This window comes from Burkholderia sp. BE17 (genome assembly GCF_009362305.1).
GTDB classification, from domain to species: domain Bacteria; phylum Pseudomonadota; class Gammaproteobacteria; order Burkholderiales; family Burkholderiaceae; genus Burkholderia; species Burkholderia pyrrocinia_C.
Genome location: NZ_WHNU01000059.1, coordinates 18,217 through 34,683, shown reverse-complemented (window position 1 = coordinate 34,683; position 16,467 = coordinate 18,217). Strand labels below are relative to the sequence as shown.

Annotated in this window: 17 protein-coding genes and 1 pseudogene; 9 read left to right on the top strand and 9 right to left on the bottom strand. The window is 66.8% G+C overall.

The genetic code is table 11. The features are described from left to right. The first annotated feature begins 10 nt into the window (after positions 1-10). The 7 genes from GD429_RS36295 (at position 11) to GD429_RS36265 (ending at position 8,086) form a co-directional block, all read left to right on the top strand. The gene (locus tag GD429_RS36295; RefSeq protein WP_152864537.1) at positions 11-970 is read left to right on the top strand and encodes an AraC family transcriptional regulator; all 960 of its coding nucleotides are present in this window, start codon (positions 11-13) and stop codon (positions 968-970) included. Positions 971-1,087: 117 nt separating this feature from the next. Beyond that, the gene (locus GD429_RS36290; protein WP_152864535.1) at positions 1,088-2,026 is read left to right on the top strand and encodes a substrate-binding domain-containing protein; all 939 of its coding nucleotides are present in this window, start codon (positions 1,088-1,090) and stop codon (positions 2,024-2,026) included. 62 nt (positions 2,027-2,088) lie between these two features. Continuing rightward, positions 2,089-3,609, top strand: a complete 1,521-nt coding sequence (locus tag GD429_RS36285; RefSeq protein ID WP_152864533.1) for a sugar ABC transporter ATP-binding protein — start codon at positions 2,089-2,091, stop codon at positions 3,607-3,609. Further along, positions 3,596-4,609, top strand: a complete 1,014-nt coding sequence (locus GD429_RS36280; protein WP_152864531.1) for an ABC transporter permease — start codon at positions 3,596-3,598, stop codon at positions 4,607-4,609. Before GD429_RS36285 ends, GD429_RS36280 begins: the two co-directional genes overlap by 14 nt. A gap of 56 nt (positions 4,610-4,665) precedes the next feature. After that, positions 4,666-5,754, top strand: coding sequence for an alcohol dehydrogenase catalytic domain-containing protein (locus GD429_RS36275; RefSeq protein WP_152864529.1), 1,089 nt, complete (start codon positions 4,666-4,668; stop codon positions 5,752-5,754). Between the two features lie 29 nt (positions 5,755-5,783). Next, complete coding sequence (locus GD429_RS36270) at positions 5,784-7,331, top strand: FGGY-family carbohydrate kinase (protein WP_152864527.1); 1,548 nt, start codon at positions 5,784-5,786, stop codon at positions 7,329-7,331. Continuing rightward, a complete protein-coding gene (locus GD429_RS36265) occupies positions 7,328-8,086 on the top strand; it encodes an SDR family oxidoreductase (RefSeq protein WP_152864525.1) in 759 nt (252 codons plus the stop codon). Before GD429_RS36270 ends, GD429_RS36265 begins: the two co-directional genes overlap by 4 nt. Before the next feature lie 95 nt (positions 8,087-8,181). On the opposite strand, the gene GD429_RS36260 is transcribed toward GD429_RS36265, so the two are convergent. The 5 genes from GD429_RS36260 to GD429_RS36240 form a co-directional block, all read right to left on the bottom strand. After that, a complete protein-coding gene (locus tag GD429_RS36260) occupies positions 8,182-8,472 on the bottom strand; it encodes a hypothetical protein (protein WP_152864523.1) in 291 nt (96 codons plus the stop codon). A gap of 49 nt (positions 8,473-8,521) precedes the next feature. Further along, positions 8,522-9,106, bottom strand: a complete 585-nt coding sequence (locus GD429_RS36255; RefSeq protein ID WP_152864521.1) for an NTP transferase domain-containing protein — start codon at positions 9,104-9,106, stop codon at positions 8,522-8,524. Positions 9,107-9,208: 102 nt separating this feature from the next. Continuing rightward, the gene (locus GD429_RS36250; RefSeq protein ID WP_321575109.1) at positions 9,209-9,397 is read right to left on the bottom strand and encodes a M15 family metallopeptidase; all 189 of its coding nucleotides are present in this window, start codon (positions 9,395-9,397) and stop codon (positions 9,209-9,211) included. 107 nt (positions 9,398-9,504) lie between these two features. Continuing rightward, positions 9,505-9,900 (bottom strand): type II toxin-antitoxin system VapC family toxin, encoded by a 396-nt coding sequence (locus tag GD429_RS36245; protein ID WP_321575108.1) that lies wholly within the window; start codon positions 9,898-9,900, stop codon positions 9,505-9,507. After that, a complete protein-coding gene (locus GD429_RS36240) occupies positions 9,897-10,136 on the bottom strand; it encodes a type II toxin-antitoxin system Phd/YefM family antitoxin (protein ID WP_152864515.1) in 240 nt (79 codons plus the stop codon). The genes GD429_RS36245 and GD429_RS36240 overlap by 4 nt, the downstream gene beginning before the upstream one ends. A gap of 204 nt (positions 10,137-10,340) precedes the next feature. On the opposite strand from GD429_RS36240, the gene GD429_RS36235 reads away from it, so the two are divergent. Continuing rightward, positions 10,341-10,763 carry an amino acid-binding protein gene (locus GD429_RS36235; protein ID WP_152864513.1) on the top strand — a complete coding sequence of 141 codons (423 nt, stop codon included), beginning with the start codon at positions 10,341-10,343 and terminating at the stop codon, positions 10,761-10,763. An 81-nt stretch (positions 10,764-10,844) separates the two neighbouring features. Here GD429_RS36235 and GD429_RS36230 read toward each other — a convergent pair whose 3' ends face one another. The 3 genes from GD429_RS36230 to GD429_RS36220 are packed head-to-tail and all read right to left on the bottom strand — an operon-like array spanning position 10,845 to position 14,521. Then, entirely contained in the window at positions 10,845-11,528 is a 684-nt protein-coding gene (locus GD429_RS36230; protein WP_152864511.1) for a Fe2+-dependent dioxygenase, read from the bottom strand. Then, entirely contained in the window at positions 11,525-12,280 is a 756-nt protein-coding gene (locus tag GD429_RS36225) for a tetratricopeptide repeat protein (protein WP_152864509.1), read from the bottom strand. The genes GD429_RS36230 and GD429_RS36225 overlap by 4 nt, the downstream gene beginning before the upstream one ends. 3 nt (positions 12,281-12,283) lie before the next feature. Next, positions 12,284-14,521 (bottom strand): TonB-dependent receptor, encoded by a 2,238-nt coding sequence (locus GD429_RS36220; protein WP_152864507.1) that lies wholly within the window; start codon positions 14,519-14,521, stop codon positions 12,284-12,286. 244 nt (positions 14,522-14,765) lie between these two features. On the opposite strand from GD429_RS36220, the pseudogene GD429_RS41925 reads away from it, so the two are divergent. Continuing rightward, positions 14,766-14,843 (top strand): annotated as a pseudogene (locus tag GD429_RS41925) (VapC toxin family PIN domain ribonuclease); the annotation flags it as partial. Between the two features lie 130 nt (positions 14,844-14,973). On the opposite strand, the gene GD429_RS36210 reads toward GD429_RS41925, so the two are convergent. Beyond that, positions 14,974-16,269 (bottom strand): aspartate carbamoyltransferase, encoded by a 1,296-nt coding sequence (locus GD429_RS36210; protein ID WP_152864505.1) that lies wholly within the window; start codon positions 16,267-16,269, stop codon positions 14,974-14,976. Positions 16,270-16,467: the final 198 nt, after the last annotated feature.

The window sequence follows — 16,467 nt, the reverse complement described above, 5'->3', positions numbered from 1 at the left end:
AGACGCCAACATGATGCACCCCGATCTCGAAGTGGTCGAAGTGCGACGCGACGAGTCGTTCAAGGTCTGGTCGCACGGCTACCCGTATCGCACGATCCGCTGGCATTTCCATCCCGAATTCGAACTGCACCTGATCGTCGCGACCAGCGGCAAGTATTTCGTCGGCGATCACATCGGCTCGTTCGGCCCCGGCCATCTCGTGCTGCTCGGCCCGAACCTGCCGCACAACTGGGTCAGCGACATGGCCGAAGGCGAAACCGTCGAGCGCCGCAATCTCGTGATCCAGTTCGCCCCGGCGTTCGTGCGCCGCTGCATGGACGCGTTTCCCGAATGCCGCGATGCGCAGGCGCTGCTCGACGACGCGCGGCGCGGCGTCGGCTTCGACGATGCGACGAGCGCCGCGATCGCGCCGTTGTTCGACGAACTGCATGCCGCGCGCGGCATGCGCCGCATCGCGCTGTTCATGATGATCGTCGAACGGCTTTGCGGCGCCGACGAGCGCACGCTGCTCGCGAGCCCCGCATACGACCAGGCGGACGTCACGCCGACGCGGCTCAGCCATGCGCTGTCGTATATCGGCAAGAACCTCGCATCCGAACTGCGCGAGTCCGAACTCGCGCAACTGACCGGGCAGAGCGTCAGCGCATTCTCGCGCGCGTTCCACCGCCACACGGGCATGCCGTTCGTCCAGTATGTGAACCGGCTGCGGATCGAATCCGCGTGCCAGATGCTGCTTGCCGACGACGCGAACATCACCGACATCTGCTTCCAGTCCGGCTTCAACAACGTATCGAACTTCAACCGCCAGTTCCGCTCGGTGAAGGGGATGGCGCCGTCCGAGTTCCGCGCGCTGCAGCGCCTGAACGCGCGCAGCCGCGAACTCGCGCTGCACGCGGCGCCCACCGGCAACCCGATGCCGCCGCGTGTGCTGACGCCCGGCGCGCCCGAACTCGCGCCGCAGCCCGGATGATCGCCGGGCCGCCGCCCGCCTGACTTTTTCACGCCGTTTCACCCAGCCGATCGCGTCGCTCACGTCGCGAGGGGCTCGTTCAACCCGAAAAAGCCGCACATAAATGGAGACACCGTCATGACGCACGCATCGCCCGCTTCTTCATTCAGCCGCACCGCCCGGATGGCGACCCTCGCCGCGTTCGCGGCCCTGCTGCCCGCAGCCGCCGCGCATGCCGCGCCGCTGCGGATCGGCATGACGTTCCAGGAATTGAACAACCCGTATTTCGTGACGATGCAGAAGGCGCTGAACGATGCGGCCACGTCGATCGGCGCGCAGGTCGTCGTGACCGACGCGCATCACGACGTCAGCAAGCAGGTGAGCGACGTCGAGGACATGCTGCAGAAGAAGATCGACATCCTGCTCGTGAACCCGACCGATTCGACCGGCATCCAGTCGGCGATCACGCAGGCGAAGAAGGCCGGCGCGGTGGTCGTCGCCGTCGATGCGAACGCGAACGGCCCGGTCGATTCGTTCGTCGGCTCGAAGAATTACGACGCGGGCGTGATGTCGTGCGAATACCTCGCGAAGGCGATCGGCGGCAGCGGCGAGGTCGCGATCCTCGACGGCATTCCGGTCGTGCCGATCCTCGAACGCGTGCGCGGCTGCAAGGCCGGGCTTGCGAAATTCCCGAACGTGAAGCTCGTCGATACGCAGAACGGCAAGCAGGAGCGCGCGACCGCGCTGTCGGTAACCGAGAACATGATCTCCGCGCGTCCGAACCTGAAGGGCATCTTCAGCGTGAACGACGGCGGCTCGATGGGCGCGCTCGCGGCGATCGAGGGTTCCGGCAAGGACATCAAGCTGACCAGCGTCGACGGTGCGCCCGAGGCGATCGCGGCGATCCAGAAGCCGAACTCGAAATTCATCGAGACGACCGCGCAATTCCCGGCCGACCAGGTGCGCATCGCGCTCGGCATCGCGATCGCGCGCAAGTGGGGCGCGACGGTGCCGAAGGCGATTCCGGTCGACGTGAAGGTCGTCGATCGCAGCAACGCGAAGGGCTTCAGCTGGTGAACGACGTGCGATGCGACGCGAAGGGCGGCGGCATGGCCGGCGCCCTTCGCACGGAGAAGCCGATGGAAACGATACTCAGGCTCAGCCACATCACGAAAAGTTTTCCGGGCGTGAAGGCGCTGTCGGACATTCATCTCGAGATTGCGCGCGGCGAGATCCACGCGCTGCTCGGCGAGAACGGCGCGGGCAAGTCGACGCTGATGAAGATCCTGTGCGGCATCCATCAACCGGATGCCGGCACGATCGAAATCGACGGCACCGCGCGCCATTTCGCGAACTATCACGAGGCGGTCGCGGCGGGCGTCGGCATCGTGTTCCAGGAATTCAGCCTGATCCCGCACCTTGACGCCGTCGACAACCTGTTCCTCGGCCGCGAGCTGTGCAATCGCTGGGGCGCGCGCGATCGCACGCGGATGCGCCGCGCGGCGGCCGCCATTTTCGCGCGGCTCGGCGTGTCGATCGATCTCGATGCGCCGATCCGTGCGCTGTCGGTCGCGCAGCAGCAGTTCGTCGAGATCGGCAAGGCGCTGTCGCTCGACGCGCGCATCCTGATTCTCGACGAACCGACCGCGACGCTCACGCCGGCCGAGGCCGAGCACCTGTTCGCGATCATGCGCGAGCTGAAGCGGCAGGGCGTCGCGATGATCTTCATCTCGCATCACCTCGACGAGATCTTTACGGTGTGCGACCGCATCACGGTGCTGCGCGACGGCCAGTACGTCGCGACGACCGACGTCGCGCGCACGGACGTCGAACAGCTCGTGCGGATGATGGTCGGCCGCCGGATCGAAAGCAGCTTTCCGCCGAAGCCCGCGCTGCCGGCCGACGCGCCGGCCGTGCTCGAAGTCGATGCGCTGCAGATCGAGCGCGACGGCCCGGTGAACCGCTTCGCGCTGCGGGCCGGCGAGATCCTCGGCTTCGCCGGGCTCGTCGGCTCGGGCCGCACGGAAACCGCGCTCGCGGTAATCGGCGCGACGCGTGCGCACCGCAAGGACGTGCGCGTGCGCGGCGCGGCGGCGAAGCTCGGCGATCCGGCCGACGCGCTGCGCGCGGGCATCGGCATCCTGCCGGAAAGCCGCAAGACGGAAGGGCTCGTCACGTCGTTCTCGATCCGCGACAACATCTCGCTGAACAACCTCGGCAAGTATCGGTCGATGCGCTGGCTGATCGACCGCCGCGGCGAGGCGCGCGCGACGCACGACGTGATGCGGCGCGTCGGCGTGAAGGCGCCGTCGATCCACACCGAGGTCGCGACGTTGTCGGGCGGCAACCAGCAGAAGGTCGTGATCGCGCGCTGGCTGAACCATCACACGTCGGTGCTGATCTTCGACGAGCCGACGCGCGGCATCGACGTCGGCGCGAAAGCCGAAATCTACGGGCTGATGCGCGAACTCACCGCGCGCGGCTACGCCATCATCATGATCTCGTCCGAGCTGCCGGAAATCGTCGGCATGTGCGATCGCGTCGCCGTGTTCCGGCAGGGCCGCATCGAGGCGACGCTCGAAGGCGACGAGATCGATCCCGACACGGTCATGACCCATGCCACGGCCGGCACGCGAGGAGCGACCCATGAACCTGCCTGACTCTTCTTCCACGCCTTCCACGACGCTTGCGGCCAACGCCGCAAACGGCGCTGCGCCGCCGCCCCGCGCGATGTGGGCGCAATTGCGGCGTTCGACGCTGTTCTATCCGCTCGTCGGCCTCGTCGTCGTGTGCATCGCGATGATGATCGCGAGCCCGAGCTTCCTGTCCGCCGCGAACCTGGAAAACGTGCTGCGCCAGGTGTCGATCAACGCGATCATCGCGGTCGGCATGACCTGCGTGATCCTGACGGGCGGGATCGACCTGTCGGTCGGCTCGGTGATGGCGCTGTCGGGCACGCTGGCGGCCGGGCTGATGGTCGCGGGCGTCAACGCGGTCGCCGCGCTCGCGATCGGGATTGCGGTCGGCTTCGGGTTCGGCTTCCTGAACGGCGTGTTCGTCGCGTTCGCGGGGATGCCGCCGATCATCGTCACGCTCGCGACGATGGGCATCGCACGCGGCATCGCGCTGATCTACACGGGCGGTTATCCGATCGACGGGCTGCCCGACCGGGTCGCGTTCTTCGGCAGCGGCAAGGTACTCGGCATCCAGGCGCCCGTGCTGATCATGCTGGTGGTCTACGCGATCGCGTGGCTGCTGCTCGATCGGATGCCGTTCGGCCGCTACGTGTATGCGATCGGCGGCAACGAGCAGGCGACGCGGCTCACCGGCGTGCGCGTGGCACGCGTGAAGCTGATCGTCTACACGCTGGCCGGGCTCACGTCGGCGCTCGCCGCGATCGTGCTGACGGGCCGGCTGATGAGCGGGCAGCCGAACGCGGGCGTGGGCTTCGAACTCGACGCGATCGCGGCCGTCGTGATGGGCGGCACGTCGATCTCCGGCGGGCGCGGCGCGATCCTCGGCACGCTGGTCGGCGCGCTGCTGCTCGGCGTGCTCAACAACGGGCTGAACATGATCGGCGTGAACCCGTATGTGCAGAACGTGATCAAGGGCGGAATCATCCTGCTCGCGATCTATATCAGCCGAGAACGATCGCGGTAACGCGTGATCGAGCGCGATCGATCAGATATCCGAATCATCAACGAGAGAGACAACTCATGACGACACCCGAAGCCCAGCCGCGGATGACCGCGGTCGTCTGCCACGGCCCCGAGGACTATCGCGTCGAACAGGTCGCGAAGCCGCGCCCCGGCGCGAACGAGCTCGTGATCCGCATCGCCGCGTGCGGGATCTGCGCGAGCGACTGCAAATGCTATACGGGCGCGAAGATGTTCTGGGGCGGCCCGAATCCGTGGGTGAAGGCGCCCGTGATTCCCGGCCATGAATTTTTCGGGTACGTCGAAGCACTCGGCGACGGCGCAGCCGAGCATTTCGGCGTGGCATTGGGCGACCGCGTGATCGCCGAGCAGATCGTGCCGTGCGGCAAGTGCCGCTATTGCAAGTCGGGCCAGTACTGGATGTGCGAAGTGCACAACATCTTCGGCTTCCAGCGCGACGTCGCCGACGGCGGGATGGCCGAATACATGCGTATTCCGCCGACCGCGATCGTCCACAGGATCCCGCTCGGCGTATCGCTCGAGGATGCCGCGATCATCGAGCCGCTGTCGTGCGCGATCCATACCGTGAACCGCGGCGACGTCCAGCTCGACGACGTCGTCGTGATCGCGGGCGCGGGCCCGCTCGGGCTGATGATGACGCAGGTCGCGCACCTGAAGACGCCGAAGAAACTCGTCGTGATCGACCTGATCGACGAACGGCTCGAACTCGCGCGCGAGTACGGCGCCGACGTGACGATCAACCCGCGGCGCGACGATGCGCGCGAGATCGTCCGCGCGCTGACCGACGGCTACGGCTGCGACGTGTACATCGAGACGACCGGCGCGCCGGTTGGCGTGAACCAGGGGCTCGACCTGATCCGCAAGCTCGGCCGCTTCGTCGAATTCAGCGTGTTCGGCGAGGATGCGACCGTCGACTGGTCGATCATCGGCGATCGCAAGGAACTCGACGTGCGCGGCGCGCACCTCGGGCCATACTGCTATCCGGTCGCGATCGACCTGCTTGCGCGCGGGCTCGTCACGTCGAAAGGCATCGTCACGCACGGTTTCGCGCTCGAGGACTGGGACGACGCGATCCGCGTCGCGAAATCGCCCGAATCGATCAAGGTGCTGTTGAAGCCGGCCCGCTGACGGCCGGCGTGCGCCTCACCGGAGACATCATGGAATACGTGATAGGCGTCGATATCGGCACGCAGAGCACCAAGGCGCTGCTCGTCGACCGGCACGGCACGATCGTCGCGCGGCGCTCGGCCGGCTACCAGCCCGATACGCCGCGCCCGCTGTGGGCCGAGCAATGGCCGCAGGTGTGGTTCGACGCCGTGCTCGAATGCGTCGCCGGCTGCGTGAGCGATGCGCGCGCGCATGGCGTACCGGCCGATGCGATCCGCGCGGTGTGCGTGAGCAGCCTGTACGGCGGCTCGGGTATTCCGGTCGACAGCGACATGCGGCCGCTCCATCCGTGCCTGATCTGGATGGACCGGCGTGCGACCGCGCAAGTCGATTGGGTCGGCGAGCACGTGAACGTCGAGCGGCTGCGCGTGATCACGGGCAACGGCGTCGACAGCTACTACGGCTTCACGAAGATGCTGTGGCTGCGCGACCAGCGGCCGGACGTGTGGGCGAACGTGCGTTATTTCCTGCCGCCGAACGCGTACGTGATCTATCTGCTGACCGGCGAGGTCGCGGTCGATCACAGCTCGGCCGGCAACATCGGCGGCGTGTACGACGTCGCGCGCCGCGAGTGGTCCGACGATGCGCTCGACATGCTCGGCATTCCGGCGACGATGATGCCGGAGCGGCTCGTCGATTCGACGGAGATCGTCGGCGGGCTGCTGTCGCAGTGGACCGAACAGCTCGGGCTGCCGGCCGGCACGCCCGTCGTCGCGGGCGGCGTCGATGCGGCTGTCGCGACCTTCGCGGCCGGCGCGACGCGCACCGGGCAGCATGTCGCGATGATCGGCACCAGCATGTGCTGGGGCTACGTGAACCGGCACGTCGATGCGCGGCACGGGCTCGTCAGCATGCCGCACGTGTTCGACGGGCAGCGCGACCTGTACGTGTTCGGCGGTGCGATCACGGCCGGCGCGTCGGTCGCGTGGTTTCGCGACCAGTTCTGTCATGCGGAAATCGATGCGGCACGCCTGCTGCCGCATGGCGATCCGCACGTGCTGCTCGAGGAGGCGGCCGCAAGCGTGCCGGCCGGTGCCGACGGCGTGCTGTTCCTGCCGTACCTGATGGGCGAGCGCAGCCCGGTGTGGGATGCGAAGGCGAGCGGCGCGTTCGTCGGGCTGAGTCTTGCCCATACGCGGGCGCACCTTTATCGCGCGGTGCTCGAAGGCGTCGCGTTCGCGTTGCGGCACAACATCGAGGCCGGCCGCCGCGGGGCGGGGGCGCTGGACGACCGGCTGATCGTCGTCGGCGGGGCCGCGCATTCGGCGCTGTGGATGCAGATCATTGCCGACGTGACGGGCTTTCCGGTGTGGACGATCGAGCAGGATGTCGAAGCCGCGATGGGGGCGGCATTGCTCGCGGGTGTCGGGGCGGGGCTCGTGTCGCACGACGACGCGCAGGGCGGTTGGGTCACGCTCGTCGAGCGCGCGCGGCCCGATGCCGAACATGCGCAAGCGTATGCGGCGCGCTTCGGGCTTTACACGGCGCTGTATCCGGCACTCAAGCCGATCATGCACGAACTGCACACATCATCATGAAGACACGATTCGATTTCAGCGGCTCGCGGATGCTCGTCACGGGCGCATCGAGCGGGATCGGGCGCGCATGCGCGGTTGCGCTGGCGCAGGCGGGCGCGCGGGTCGTCGCGGCAGCGCGCGACATGGCCGCGCTCGATGCGCTCGCCGGCGAAACCGGGTGCGATACGTTGCGCATCGATGTCGGCGGCGACGAACACGCGATCGATGCCGCGCTCGCCGCGCACGATGTGTTCGACGGCCTCGTCAATTGCGCGGGGATCGCGTCGCTCGAACCGGCGCTCGAGGTCAGCGCCGAGCATTTCGACCGCGTGATGGCCGTCAATGCGCGCGGCGCGGCACTCGTGGCGCGGGCGGTTGCACGGAAGATGATCGCGCGCGACGGACGCAGCGCCGCGCATGTGCGGGGCAGCATCGTCAACGTATCGAGCCAGGCCGCGCTCGTCGGCTTGCCCGCGCATCTGAGCTATTGCGCGTCGAAGGCGGCGATGGACGCGATCACGCGCGTGCTGTGCATCGAGCTCGGCCCGCACGGCATTCGTGTGAACAGCGTGAACCCGACCGTCACGCTCACGCCGATGGCGCAGTTCGCGTGGAGCGAACCGGAGAAGCGCGCGCCGGTGCTGGCGGCGATTCCGCTCGGGCGATTTGCGGAGCCGGACGAGGTCGTCGAGCCGATCCTGTTTTTGCTGAGCGATGCGGCGTCGATGATCAGCGGCGTGTCGCTGCCGATCGACGGCGGGTATACGGCGCGATAGGCCATGTCATGCGTTGACGGGTGGCGGCCGGCCGGCTGCCGTCGATCGCGCATGACGGGAAATAGGGGCGAATGTGCGGAACGGCCGACGCACGGCTAGACCGGGTCTTTGCTCGGCGGTCCGTCCGGCTGCTGCGGGTTGTCGTGGTGATGACCCGGCGGCGACGACAGCGGGTCGTCTTCCGGATCGCGGTTCGGGTCGGCCGGTGGCTCGGGCGTCGGGGTCGTGTGGTCGGTCATGGAGGGCTCGTGCAATGCGTGACGGCGGCGGCGCGGAGGGTGCGCCTCGTCTTCGTTATAGGCAATCGGGCGAGCGTTTGCAGCGGGATTCTTGCGGCGGGTTGTCGGCCGTCGGCGAAATCCGTGAATCGGCGATTGCTCGATCATCGAGCGGGATCCTGTAATGCCATGCGTTGCGTGGTCCGCGCGATCGCGGTCAGCGCAGATCCTGCGGCGTGTCGACATCGCGCAGGATGCCGGGATCGTCGACGTCGAGCAGTTTCACCGATGCGCTGGCGAACAGCGCGCGGGCGCCCGTGTCGCCGTCGAGGGCGGCGAGCGCATCGAAATGGTGCGCGGCGAAGCCGACCGGATGGCCGCGCACGCCGCGATGCGTGGGCGCGACGATCGACGTGTCGTCGGTGTCGAGCGCGCGCGTGACGGCTTCGTAGGTCGATGGCGCGATCCACGGCATGTCGCCGAGCGCGACGAGCCAGCCGTTCGATTCGGGCGTGGCGCGCACGCCGGCCGCGAGGCTCGCGCCCATGCCGCGCAACGCGTCGGGCGCATAGACGACCTGGCAACCGGCTTCGTTCAGCAGAATCGCGAGTTTTTCGGCGCCGGGACGCACGACGGCGATCACGTCGGCCGTGGCCGCCGCGAGACGATGGGCGGCCGCGACCGCGACCGGCGTGCCGTCGGGAAGCCGCGCGAGCAGCTTGCTCTGCAGACCGCTTGGATCGAAACGTTGACCGAGACCGCCGGCGAGCAGGACGCCGGTGACGAGTGACGCATAGGACATCGGCGCGGGGGGAGTGAGACAGGTGCTGCGATTGTGCGGGAGCGGGCGGGGATCGGCAAGTGAGGATGTTACCGAGTCGCGCCCGTCAGGTCGGAAAGACTGTCATCGCGCACCATCGTCGAGCATGTTTTCCTCGACGGGGCCGTAAATCGCGTGCGATTCACGCTGCATGACGGCCCAATAGCGGTCGCCGAACGACCAGTGCCACCATTCGAACGGGTAATTCGTGAAGCCGGCGCCGGTCAATGCGGCGATCAGTACGTGGCGGTTTCGCGCGGCCCGGCGGCCGATGAATGCGTTGCGCGTGCACGCTTATGGTCGATCTGGTCAGACGAAACGCCAACATGTCGGAGTTGGCGCGGGCGGGCGGTGTGGATTGGCCTGCGACTGCGCGATGCTCACCAGAGCGTTTTCACGTGCGCATAAGCGCGGATTTTTTCGTCGCGGGTGACGAGCGGTGCGCCGAGCCGCCGCGCGGTGGCGACGATCATCCGGTCGGCCGGATCCTTGTGGAACGTGCCGGGCAGCGTGGTGGATTTCGCGGCGATGTCGGCGTCGACGGGCACGAAGCGCATGCCGTCGATCTGCGCGACGGTGGCGAGCCACGCGTCGACATCCATCGTCAGTGCGAGACGGTCGTTGCGCACCAGCATCGCAATCTCCCACGCGGAGATCGCGGATGCGGCGAGCGCGCCTTCGCCCCGCGCGCGGTCGATCGCGCTTCGCGCTTTCTTGCTGAGCGAAGGATCGCCCGCCACCCACCACACCAATGCATGCGTATCCAGCACGATCACCGCGACGCCTCCCAATCATCTTCCGCAATCGGATCGACAGGATTGTCGTAGCGCATGACCGAGCCGCGCAACATGTCCAACGGCTGAGCCTCGCGTGCGTGATACGGCCGAATCTCGAGCGTCGGCTTGCCGTGATCGGTGACGATCAGGCTTTCGCCCGACGACTCGACGAGCCGGAAGTATTCGAGTGCGCGAGCCTTGAATTCGGATTTCGAAACGGGAGCGTGCGGCATCATGATATGGACCTGGTCATGTGACGATGGTCATTTTATGGCGGTGCGGCGGAGGAAGGCAAGTCGCGAAGGTCAGGCGTCACCGGATGCATGCAAAGCGCGACCGGGTGCGTCGATAACGAGGGGCGGAAGACGCTGCTCGCCTTGCTTGCATGCTTGCAGTGACCTAGATTTTTTCTATCCGAGTTCTCAGGCGGGAGGGACGCCATGGAACTGAGCGTAGAACGTGTCGATGTCTGGTCGGCGACCATCGACGACAAGCCGGGTGGCCTCGCGACAGTATTAGGTGCCCTGCGGACTGCCGGCGCAGACTTGCAGTTCATCGTCGCACGCCGCACATCGGAGGCGCCGGGCAAGGGTGTCGTGTTTGTCGCGCCGCTGCAGGGAGACGCGGTGATTCGCGCGGCCACGCAGGTGGGGTTCAGCGTCACCCCGAGCGTTCACTCCGTCCGCGTAATGGGTCTGGATCAAATGGGCGTCATCGGGCAGTTGACCCAGATGCTCGCGGACGGCGCGATCAATCTCCGTGGCGTGTCGGCCGCCGTGCTGGGTTCCCAGTTCATTGCCTATTTCGCGGTCGATTCGGTGGACGATGCAGACAAGGCGATCGATATCCTGCAGCGGGCATAGGGCGGCTGCGTTGGACGGTGGGCTGGCTTGGCCGGAAGGGGGCACGCGTTTCAGGATGTTGCGGGGGGCCCGCCACATGGCTCAGGCATCCGCCCACCGTCTCAGCAGGTTGTGATAGATCCCGGTGAGCGCGATCACGCCCCGGTCGTGCGCACCTTTGTCCGCGGAAAGCTGCTGAATCTGCGTATCGAGTTGAAATAGCAGCGTGCGGTCGGCATCGTCGCGCACCATGCTCTGGATCCAGAAGAACGACGCAACGCGCTCGCCGCGTGTAACGGGCGTCACGTGATGCAGGCTCGACGCGGGATACAGCACGAGATCGCCGGCCGGCAGCTTCGCGCGATGCACGCCGTAGGTATCCTCGACGCACAGTTCGCCGCCGTCGTACGCATCGGGTTCCTCGAGAAACAGCGTCGCCGACAGATCGCTGCGCACGCGGAAATCCGTGCCGCGCAGCAGCCGGATCGCGTTATCGACGTGCGTGCCGAATGTCTCGCCGCCTTCATAGCGGTTGAACAGCGGCGGAAACACCTTGAGCGGCAGCGCCGCCGAAAAGAACAGCGGATGGCGCGCGAGCGCATCCTGGATCGCATCGCCTACCGCGCGCGCAGCCGGCGAGCCTTCCGGCAACTGCCGGTTGCGTTTGGCAAGCGCCGACTGCGCGCCGGATGTCGCGTTGCCGTCGACCCATTCGGCCGCATCGAGCAGGTCGCGGCATTGCGCGACCTGCGGCTTGGTCAATACGCCGGGGATATGAAGCATCATGATGCGGATTCCATTGCGTGCGGCGCCAGTTGCAGCGCCGCCGAGCGAAATGCGTCGAGCGGCGACGACGCGAGATACGCGTGCATCTTCGCGATAAACGCGGGCGTCGCGGTGGCCGGCACGCGCGCGAGCCAGACGAGCGCTTCGTCGATGCGCCCGCGCTCGGCGAGCAGCCGCGCAAAGTTGAACTGGCCGCGGAAGTCGCCGGCAACGGCCGCGCGGCGATAGTGGTCGAACGCGGCGTCGGTGTCGACGGACACGACCCAGCCGTCCTCGTAGAAGCCGCCGATCAGGTTGATCGATTTCGCATGGCCGAGCGCGGCCGCGCGGCGGAACCAGTCGAGCGAGTCGGCGCGGTTCTCGTCGACGCCGTTGCCGAGCGCGAGCGCCGTCGCGTAGTTGTACATGCCCCAGTCGAGCCCCGCCTGCGCGGCGAGCCGGTACCAGTACACGGCGACCGGCGCGCACGCGGCGGTGCCCCAGCCGAACTCGTAGCAGCGGCCGAGCATGTTCATCGCCATCGGATGTCCGGCCCGCGCGGCGTGCCGGAACCAGTTGAACGCGGCAGCCGGATCGCGTGCCACGCCATGGCCGTCGAGCAGGTACTGCCCGTAGACGGCCTGCGCATCGACGATGCCGTTGTCGGCCGCCGCCGCGACCCACGCGGCGGCGCGCTCGGGCGGCCCGGCCAGGATGTCGGCGAACTCGCGCGGCGATACCGACGCGAGCGCCTTCAGCGACACGGCCTCCATCGATCAGTAGCGCGCGTTCAGCGTGACGAACGCCGAGCGGCCCGGTGCGATCGACGCGTAGTGCGCCGGATATGCCTGGTCGAAGTACGTACGGTTGAACAGGTTGTTCACGTTCAGCTGCAGGTCGAGTTTCTTGTTGATCCGGTACTGCGCCATCGCATCGAAGCGCCAGTACGACGGCACGGCGCGCTGGTTCGCGGGATCGCCGAATACTTCCGACATGTAGAACGCGCCGCCGCCGACCGTGAACTTCGGCGTCACGTCGTAGTTCGACCACATCGTGAGGCTGTGCTTCGGCGTATTCGGGAAGCGGTTGCCGTCGTTCGCCGCGTCCTTGCCGTTGTTGCGCAGCGCGCTCTTCATGTACGTGTAGCCGCCGAACACCTGCCACTGCTTCGTGATCTGGCCGGCGACGCCGAGCTCGAGACCCTGCACGCGCTTGTTGCCGACCATCGCATACTGGTTGTTCGGCAGCGTCACGCGCGCGTTCGTCGTGTCGATCTGGAACAGCGCGGCGGTCAGCGCGAGCTTGTCGTTCAGCACGTTCCACTTGGTGCCGAGCTCGATGCTGCGGTTCTTTTCGGGCGACATCTGGTCGGCGTTGGGGCCCACGCCACCGCGGCCCGGCGTGAGCGACTGCGTTTCGCTGCCTTCGCCGAGCAGCATGCCGGCCGGTGTCGACGACGTCGCATACGACGCGTAGATGCTGCCGTTCTGCGCGGGCTTGAACACGAGGCCGGCCTGCCAGTTCACGAGCGTGTCGTCGCGGGTGTAGGTCTTGCCGCCCTTGGCGGCGGTATCGGTGAAGCGCGTCGAGTAGTCGTCGAGTCGCAGACCGGCGTTCACTTGCCAGCGCGGCGTCAGCTCGATCGTGTCGAAGCCGTAGATCGACTTCGTCACAGTGCGTGCGTGCGCGTAGTCGTTGTCGCGCGTGATCGACCCGGCCCACGGATCGTTCGAGTTCGGTGACCAGAGGCTCGTACAGTTGTAGCCCGATGCCGCGCCGATGCCGTTCTGGCAGATCTTGCCGGTGCCGGTCGCGACCGTGTACGTGTCGCGCTTGCCCCATTCGCGTGTCAGCTCGATGCCGGTCGTGAAGCTGTGCTTGAACGGGCCCGTGCGGAATTCGCCGAACAGCTCGGTCAGGTTCGCGATGCTGTTGATCGAGCTGTTGCGGTTGTTGTTGCGGCGCCAGACCTTGCCGTTGACCACGTTGCCCTGGCTGTCGTCGGGCTGCGTCCAGATGTAGTCCTGCGTCGATTCCGTGTAACGCGTTGTGTTGCGGATCGTCAGCGACGACGTGATGTCGTGCTCGATCTTGATCGTGCTGATGTCCGACGTGGTCTTGCGGAAATCGCGGTCGCGCAGGCCGTAGAAGTTGTGGCGATCGACGTTTGCCGGGCCGTCGGTGACGCCCTTCGGGATGTTGAAGCCGTAGACGTATGGGATACCGCCGTCGGGCATGTCGTCGGTCGACAGGTGGTAGTAGCTCGCGGTCACGCGCGTCGGCGTGCCGAGGCCGAATGCGATCGACGGCGCGACGCCCCAGCGCTCGTTGTTGACGGCGTCGCGGCCGGCGACGTCGTTGTTGTGGCTCATCAGGTTCAGGCGGAATGCGGCGTGATCGGCGAACTGCCAGTTGCCGTCGGCCGTGAAGCGGCGATAGCGGTCGGTGCCGAGGCCCGCGCTCGCGCTGGCCGTCGTGCCGAGGTGCGGGGTTTTCGTGATCAGGTTGATGCTGCCGCCGGCGCCGCCGCGGCCGCCGTATGCGCCGTCGGAACCCTTGGTGATCTCGACGCGTTCGGTGTTGAAGATCTCGCGCGTCGTGGCGCCCGTGTCGCGCATGCCGTCGACGAACATGCTGCCTTGCGTGTCGTAGCCGCGGATGAACGGACGGTCGCCGAGCGGGTTGCCGCCTTCGCCGGCGCCGAACGTGATGCCGGGCACGGTGCGCAGCGCTTCGGTCAGCGTCGACGCGCCACTGTTCCGGATCAGTTCCTGCGGGATCACGGTGACGGACTTCGGCGTGTCGACGAGCGGCGCGGTGAATTTCGCGGAAGCGGAAAAGTCGGCCTTGTAGCTGTGCTCGGTCTTGCCCTGGATCTCGATCGGCGCGAGATGGCCTTCGGTGCTGGACGGGGGCGGCGGCGGCGTGCCGTCGGCGAATGCGGGGCTCGCGGCGAGCACGCTGCACAGGGTGGTGAATTTGCCGAGCTTCAGCTCGTCGGAACGGGATTTCATGGTGCGCTTCGACCTCGCGATGTGGCCCCGGAGGCTGGGCGCTACGGAAAGGTGCACACCGCCGGGAATTATTACGATTTGTTTTCAGTCGGCATTCTATGTAATTTATCGCTGAATGAGAAGCGTTCTTGTTCGCGTTTGTGACGGGATTGTTGACGAATGTTACGGGGTGGTTGGGACGTGACGAATGGCCGAATGGCTAGATGTGACGGGCTTGTCGGGCCGGGTAGAGTGACTGTGTCGTGGTTCACTCGTGGCCACGCGCGATGTCGCACCGTTCGAGGCGGTGGGGCTTCGCGTGATCGATCCGTGGGTGCGGTAGCGCCCGGTTGCCAGCCTCCAAAACTGCGCCGAAATTAAAAACGCGCCGTGCAACACGGCGCGTTCTGCGTCAGGCATGTGCGTCCGGCCCCTGAAGCGATGGCAGGCGGGCGCGAGACCTCCGGTGCTGCTCAATCGACTCCGTGAAACACCGCGTCCTCCGGCCCGAGATATGCCGGCGGGCGCCACGTCGCGTCGCGCATCGAATGCTGCACGAGGTTTTCGACGCCGAGCAGCACCGCGAAGATCGCCATCCGCACCGGAATGCCGTTGTCGGTCTGCCGGAAGATCGCGAGGCGCGGGTCGCGGTTCAGGTCGACCGACAGGTCGTTCGCGCCGGGCCGGCTGTCGCGCGGCAGCGGGTGCATGATCAGCGTGTCGGGCTTGCAGACCGAGTCGACGAGCGCCTGGTTGATCTGGAAATCCGGCGTGTAGCCTTCGAACGACTCGTCGGTGAAGCGCTCTTTCTGGATCCGCGTCGCGTAGACGACGTCCGCGCCGCGCAGCCCGGCCGCGAGATCGGTCGTCTGTTCGACCACATGGCCGTTCGTCGAAATCTGGTCGATGATGTAGGCGGGCATCTCGAGCATCGGCGGCGACACGAGCGTGAACTTGAGCCCGCGGTACAGCGCGAGCAGCTTGACGAGCGAGTGCACGGTGCGGCCGTACTTGAGATCGCCGACCAGCGCGATGTGCGCGCCGTCGACGATCTTGCCGAGCCGCGAGAACTCGCGCTGGATCGTATAGAGATCGAGCAGCGCCTGGCTCGGGTGCTCGCCGGGGCCGTCGCCGCCATTGATCACGGGCAGGTTGGTCGCGCGCGCGAACTCGGCCACCGAGCCTTTCTCCGGGTGGCGGATCACGAGCGCGTCGACGTAGCCGGCCATCACGCGGCTCGTGTCGTAGATCGATTCGCCCTTGGCCATCGACGAGAACGTGAAGCCGGTCGTGTCGCACACCGAGCCGCCGAGCCGGCAGAAGGCGGCGCCGAACGACACGCGCGTCCGCGTGCTGGCCTCGAAGAACAGGTTGCCGAGCACGGCGCCTTCCAGCACGCGCGAAATCTTGTGGCGCCGCGCGATCGGCTGCATCACGTCGGCCACGCGGAACAGCGCTTCGACCGACTCCCGCGAGAACTGGTCGACCGACAGCAACTGCGGCTTGCCTTCGAACAGGAACTGCTTCGCGAGCCCGTGGTTGTCTACGCTTTGCGTATAGCCCCCACCTTCCGGTGCCGAACGCTCGACGATTTCCGACACGAAGCGCTCGACGATCTCGGGCATCCCGCGCGATTCCTGCGAATCGTCGGGCAGCAGCCAGGTATCGAGCGCGCGCCGGCTGACGCCGATGCGATTGGCGAACGCTTCGCGGGTCATGTTGAGGCGGCGCATCGCGTCGCGGAGGAAGGCTTGCTGGGGAACGGTCATCGGCGGCTCCTGACGGAAAATATACGCGGTGCGTATATTAGTTCGTGGCGCAGTGAAGTCAAGGAAAATCTGCGTGATCGGGTTGTGCGGCACGTATGACGCTCGACGGGCTCTTACTGGCGCGCGGCGTTCGTCTCCGTATAATCAGGTCAGGCCCCGTGCCCTGCATCGGCAGGGCGCCATGCCGCAAACGATTCG